Below are 6,000 nucleotides of genomic sequence, written 5' to 3'. Positions count from 1 at the left end.
TTCGATTACGACAGTGAGCCGGCGTGGCGTGGTTTCGGTCCGGCCTACAACAGCTTCGTTCGGGAGTTGGAGCGTTTTCCTCGTTCCGAGGACAAGTTGCCGAGTTGGTTCCGTCCGCGCATGGAGGAAGCACGCCTCGAGGCGATAGCGGACGCGGCGGTGCTCGCCGGCGACGACTGACGTAACGCGTTTCGCGCGTGTGGCGATTGCGGCATTGGAGTTCGAAAGTTCCGCGATTTCGCACACCGTCTCCCCCGACCGCCCCGGAGAGTGCCATGCCTCACGAATCTGCGCCATTCTGGCTGCGTCTTCTTACCCGAGTTCTCGATCTCGCGTTCTGCCTGGTGTTGACCTTTGTCGTCGCTATACCGGTGAGTCTGTTCTTTATTCCAGTCGGACTCGCGGCGCCCGACCGCTTCGACGATCTCCTCACCGGGATCTACGCATGGTTCTGCTACTTCGTCGCCTACATCGGGTTGGAGGTCTTCCTCCTAGTGCGTCGGGATGGTCAGAGTCTCGCGAAGGGCATTTTCGGACTACGGGTAGTGCCGGCGAGCGAGTGGGCGCGGCCGCGGCTGGAGTGGTGTCAGGCAGTCATCCGAATGGCGATCACATCACAAGTGGGGTCAATGCGGCGATCCCAGCGGGTAGGCGCCGCACGCTGCACGATCTCGCCACCGGCACCCGCGTGGTTCGTGCTGCGGAGCGAAAGATTCACTTGCGCACCGATATCCCTCTGATGCTGCCACGACGAGTCTGGCCGCGGTGTCATATGGAGTGATCGGGCAGTCGAAGTCGTTTGAGCGCCAGCGCGTTCACGGCGACGATGATGCTCGACCCGGACATAGTCATGGCGGCGATTTCCGGGCGCAGGGTGAGCCCGGTGAGTGGTTCGAACACGCCGGCGGCGATGGGCAGGGCGACGGTGTTGTAGCCGACGGCCCAGGCCAGGTTCTGACGCATTTTGCGCAGGGTTGCGCGTCCGATTCGCATCGCGGTGGGCACGTCCAGCGGATCGGATCGCATGAGCACGATGTCGGCGGTTTCGATGGCCACGTCGGTGCCCGCGCCGATCGCGATGCCGAGGTCGGCCTTGGCCAGGGCGGGGGCGTCGTTGACGCCGTCGCCGACCATGGCGACCTTGCGGCCGTCGGCCTGGAGTTCGGTGATCCGGGCGGCCTTGTCGCCGGGTAGCACGTCGGCGATCACGGTGTCGATGCCGAGGCCGGCGGCGATGCGGTCGGCGGTGGCCCGGTTGTCGCCGGTGAGCATGACCACTTCGACGCCGAGGTCGTGCAGTTCTCGTACGGCGGCGGCCGAGGTCTCTCGCGGCGCATCCGCGATGGCGATCACCGCGGCCGCCTTGTCATCGATGGCGGCGAGCACGGCGGTGTGGCCAGTGCCGGCCAGCCGATCCCGGGCTGCGGCCAGGTCGCCCAGTTCGATGCCTTCCCGCTCGAACAATCGCGAGTTGCCGACCACGACCCGGCGGTCACCGACCACGGCGATCGCCCCGTGACCGGGCACGTTCTCGAACCGCCGCGCGACCGCGGCGCCGGCACCGTGGGTTTCGGCGTAGCGGACGATCGCTTCGGCCAGGGGATGTTCGGACTCGCGTTCGACCGCCGCGAGCACAGCGAGCAACTCGGTGTCGGAGACGGTGTCGCCGTCGGTGACGATGTCGGTGACCTCCGGCTCGCCTTTGGTGAGGGTGCCGGTCTTGTCCATCACCACCACCTGCACCCGCGCCGAGGACTCCAAGGCCATCGCGTTCTTGAACAGCACACCGCGCTTCGCGCCGAGCCCGGTGCCGACCATGATCGCTGTCGGGGTCGCCAAGCCCAGCGCGTCGGGGCAGGTGATCACGACGACGGTGATCGCGAACAGCATCGCTTTCGCGAAGCTCGCGCCCGCGAGCAACCACGCTCCCAGGGTGAGGCCGCCACCGACGAGGGCGACCAGCACCAGCCAGAACGCGGCCCGGTCGGCCAGCTTCTGCCCGGGCGCCTTCGAATTCTGGGCCTGCTGAACCAGATTCACGATCTGCGCCAGCGCGGTGTCGGCGCCGACCTTGGTGGCGCGCACCCGCAGGGCGCCGTTGGCGTTGATGGTCGCGCCGATCACCGCCGAACCGGGTTGTTTGTGTACCGGCAGGCTTTCTCCGGTGACCATCGATTCGTCGACGTCGCTGTCACCGTCGGTGACCACGCCGTCGACGGCGATCTTCGCGCCCGGCCGCACCAGCAGCACATCGCCGACAACGACATCGGCCGTGGGGATCTCGACCTCTCGCCCGTCACGGATCACCACCGCCTTCGGCGGCGCGAGATCCAGCAGGGTGCGGATCGCGTCGTTGGCGCCGCCGCGGGCCCGCATCTCGAACCAGTGCCCCAGCAGCACGAAGGTAGCCAGCATGGTGGACGCTTCGTAGAACACCTCACCGCCGCCGGTGAGCGTGATCGCCAGCGAAGCGGATTCGGTTCGGCCAGGGGATCGCAGAGATGCGCGGGCATCGACTGCCCGGCGCAGTGGAACCCGCAGTCGCGGACCCAGTTCCGCAGCTCGGCTATCGAGGTGCGGGAGGTGTCGAAGACCACGGTGGCGGTCTGTGACACCGGATTCGCCTCCACCGACACCACCCCGGGCCGCCGCCCCAGCACCGATGTCACGATGTTCTGCTGACTCGCCCACCGCAGCCCACGCACGTCCAGAACCGCGGTACCTCGTCCGGCTTCGTCGACCATCCCACCACTCCTGTCTCGCGGCGCTCGAGCACACTCACTATATACCCCCTATGGGTATTCTGTGAGACACGGTGGAGGTCACCTGTTTCAGGGAGAACGACCACCGTCGGCCGCCGGGAGGACCCGCGACCAACTGGTAGCACTCGGGCGGCGGTGCGATCTCACGCCCGGTGACGGCGAGAATCCCGACGACGCCGACGACCTCAGCACATACCCCAACTCGGTAAGGGTGCGCATGCGGGTGTAGCGCTCCTATGATGGCACCGTGAGCGCTCGACGCCGGCGACAACCCGCCTTCGGACCGCTGCGGATGCTGGGCCTGCTCGTGCTGCTGCTCGGTGTCGCGGGCATGCACGCGGGATTGTTCACCCTCGGGTCGGGCTCCGGTTCTCCGGCCCCGCATCCCAACGCGGTTTCGGCCGCGACGGTCACCCACCACGGCCCCGGCGATCACCACCGCGCGCACACCGCCACTCACCCCTGCGTATTCATCGAGGCCGCCGCGATCCTGAGCATCGCTCTGGTACTGCTGTATCAGCTGGGCGGCACGCACGCCACCCGCCTCCCCCTCGCCGGTGTCTGGCGCCGACAACGGCAGCGATCTCCGCCTCCGCGCACCCCGTCCCTGGCCGAACTGTCGATCCTGCGGGTCTGACGGGCATCCGCGCCCGCCCATGCGGGCAAGGCGCGGTTCACGCCTGCCATCCGACCGAGACAGAACCCAGGAAGCACTCATGTCAGCACAGTTCTCCCCCGTTCCGCTGAACCGACGCGGATTCCTCACCCTCGCCGCCGGAGCGGCCGCCGCCGGGCTCGCCGCCTGTTCGACCGGCACCCGACCCGCGGGCAGCCCGGTGCTGCCCGACTCCGGCGAGGTCCGGGCCGCCGAGGCCGCGCGCCGCGCCGCGAACGCCCCCGTGCGGGAGGTGGCATTGCGGTCCGAGCCCGCAACCGTCGATCTCGGCGGCGTCCAGGTACGGACCTGGACCTATGGCGGTCGCCTGCCGGGCCAGGAGATCCGGCTCACCCGCGGCGAGGTGCTGCGCGCGCAGATCACCAACGCCCTGCCCGCACCCACCACCGTCCACTGGCACGGCGTCGCGCTACGCAACGATATGGACGGCAGCCCCGGTATCACCCAGCCCCAGATCGAGGCCAACGGCAGCTTCCGCTACGAGTTCACCGTTCCCGACCCGGGAACCCACTGGTTTCACCCGCATGTCGGGCTGCAACTCGACCGCGGCCTGTACGCCCCGCTGATCGTCGAAGACCCGGCCGACGGCCGCGACTACGACATCGAAGCCGTCATCGTCCTCGACGACTGGCTCGACGGCGTCGCCGGACGCACCCCCGACAGGCAACTGCAACAGCTGCAAACCACCGGCACGAGCGGAATGAACATGGGCGGGATGAACATGGGCGGCATGTCGATGCCGACGGACCCCGACGCCCCGCTCGGCAGCGACGCCGGCGACGTAAAAGACTACCCGTACTTCCTGATCAACGGCCGCATCGGCACCGACCCGGTCACCCTGACCGGCAAACCCGGGCAGCGGATGCGGCTACGGATCGTCAACGCCGCCGCCGACACCGCTTTCCGTGTCGCCGTCGGCGGCCACCGGCTGCGTGTCACCCACACCGACGGCTACCCCGTCGTCCCGGTCACCGCCGCCGGCCTGCTCATCGGCATGGGCGAACGCTACGACGCGATCATCGACCTCGCCGACGGCGTGTTCCCCCTCGTCGCCGCCGCGGAAGGAAAAACCGGCCAAGGATTCGCGCTCATCCGCACCGGCACCGGCACCGCACCCGCGGCCGGCACCCGCCCCACCGAACTCACCGCCGCCCCGTTGACCGCCGACAAGCTCACCGCGGTCGACAGCGCGAGCCTCCCGCGCAAGAACCCGGACCGCACGCTGGACGTCGCGCTCGGCGCCGACAGCCGCCGATACCTCTGGACCATCAACGGCCGCACCTACGATCAACGCACCCCACTCGAGGTCGCCGCCGGAGAGCGGGTCCGGCTGCGGTTCACCAACCAGACGATGATGTTCCACCCCATGCACCTACACGGCCACACCTTCCAACTCCGCACCCCCGCGGGAACCGGCCCCCGCAAGGACACCGTCGTGGTCGCATCCATGCAGACCGTCGAGGCCGACCTCGACACCACCAACCCGGGGCAATGGATGCTGCACTGCCACAACGCCTATCACCAGGAAGCGGGAATGATGACCGTCATGTCCTACGTGCGCTGACCACACGCGCCCGGGACCGACGCCCGCCAGGCCGGGGAACTCGGCCGCGTCGCCGCCGACCACCAGAACCGCTGGAAGGCCCGCACCAACCAGATCATCGCCCACCGCGACGACCAGGCCGCCCAACGTCACGCCGCCCACAGCGCCCGCGCACCCCGCACCAGCGGCCGTAACTGCTGAATCCCCGCTGATCAGAGGCTGGGGGCAGGGTCCTCTGCGGTCGGGGGTGCACCCCCCCGTGGGGGTCCCCGGCACCCCTGTGCCCCTCCCAAGGGCTTGCCCCGGCCTGGTTGTCAGTCGAGCCAGATCAGGCTGATCCCGACGACGCGCCGCTGTTCCTCGAGGATCAGATACACCAGCAAGGCCTCGCTGTTCGAGCCGAACACCATCTTGCGCAGGTTGCCCTCGGGATTGCGCGGCTGGAAGGGCTGACCGGTCCACGGTGTGAGTTCGAGGAAAGCGATCAGCTCGGCGAAACGCTCCAGCAGCTCGATCGGCATCCCCGCGAGTACCTGGCCGACCTCGTCGGCCTGCTCGTAGGAGTACAAGCGGCTACTGGGCGAGCCGGGCGGCGATCATGGCGCGGACCTCGGCGGCGCCGGTGGTCGGAACCGGGCGGCCCTGTTCCAGGTCGGCCACCACCGCGAGCATCCGCTCGTGGGCGGCCACGCCCTGACGCTGGGTGAGGTCGGCGACCACCCGCCACTCGGCCAGTACCGACAGCACACCGGTCAGGTCCAGCGACTCGGCGGCCGCGGTCATCTCCTCGCGGTACTGGCGCTCGAACTCGGCGCGATCCGAGGCCACCAAGGCGTCACGGATCGCGGCAGGAGTGGTCGGCGCGACCAGCGCGGGACCACCCGCTGCGGAAGCGGGCTGAGGCGATGCCATACCCATAACGATAGCCCGCGGCTCGATCACCCGACGCGATTCCTATCCTCCTGCTCGCGTTCCTCCTGCTCGCGCCCGGCCAGGCCGCCGCAGCGGTGGCACCATCG

General features: G+C 68.8%; 5 protein-coding genes and 2 pseudogenes. 4 read left to right on the top strand and 3 right to left on the bottom strand.

Annotation, left to right across the window (positions count from 1 at the left end):
- Window positions 1-180 (top strand): annotated as a pseudogene (locus APZ21_RS34750) (hypothetical protein); the annotation flags it as partial.
- 95 nt (window positions 181-275) lie between these two features.
- A complete protein-coding gene (locus tag APZ21_RS36325; RefSeq protein WP_082393137.1) occupies window positions 276-740 on the top strand; it encodes an RDD family protein in 465 nt (154 codons plus the stop codon).
- A gap of 28 nt (window positions 741-768) precedes the next feature.
- Here the strand turns inward: APZ21_RS36325 and APZ21_RS15410 are convergent.
- Window positions 769-2,744 (bottom strand): annotated as a pseudogene (locus APZ21_RS15410) (heavy metal translocating P-type ATPase).
- A gap of 265 nt (window positions 2,745-3,009) precedes the next feature.
- Between APZ21_RS15410 and APZ21_RS15405 the strand changes: the two are divergent.
- Both APZ21_RS15405 and APZ21_RS15400 read left to right on the top strand, forming a co-directional pair.
- A complete protein-coding gene (locus tag APZ21_RS15405) occupies window positions 3,010-3,399 on the top strand; it encodes a DUF6153 family protein (RefSeq protein ID WP_156371092.1) in 390 nt (129 codons plus the stop codon).
- A gap of 79 nt (window positions 3,400-3,478) precedes the next feature.
- The gene (locus APZ21_RS15400) at window positions 3,479-5,002 is read left to right on the top strand and encodes a multicopper oxidase family protein (protein WP_054814007.1); all 1,524 of its coding nucleotides are present in this window, start codon (window positions 3,479-3,481) and stop codon (window positions 5,000-5,002) included.
- A gap of 293 nt (window positions 5,003-5,295) precedes the next feature.
- Here the strand turns inward: APZ21_RS15400 and APZ21_RS15395 are convergent, their stop codons facing one another.
- Complete coding sequence (locus APZ21_RS15395; RefSeq protein ID WP_054814006.1) at window positions 5,296-5,550, bottom strand: hypothetical protein; 255 nt, start codon at window positions 5,548-5,550, stop codon at window positions 5,296-5,298.
- Window positions 5,551-5,554: 4 nt separating this feature from the next.
- Complete coding sequence (locus APZ21_RS15390; protein WP_156371091.1) at window positions 5,555-5,893, bottom strand: DUF6247 family protein; 339 nt, start codon at window positions 5,891-5,893, stop codon at window positions 5,555-5,557.
- Window positions 5,894-6,000: the final 107 nt, after the last annotated feature.

Origin of the sequence: Nocardia arizonensis (genome assembly GCF_001310275.1) — a bacterium.
In the GTDB taxonomy this organism is placed as follows: Bacteria; Actinomycetota; Actinomycetes; order Mycobacteriales; family Mycobacteriaceae; genus Nocardia; species Nocardia arizonensis.
Note: the sequence above shows the minus strand (reverse complement) of the source record. Positions and strands in the feature narration are given on the sequence as shown.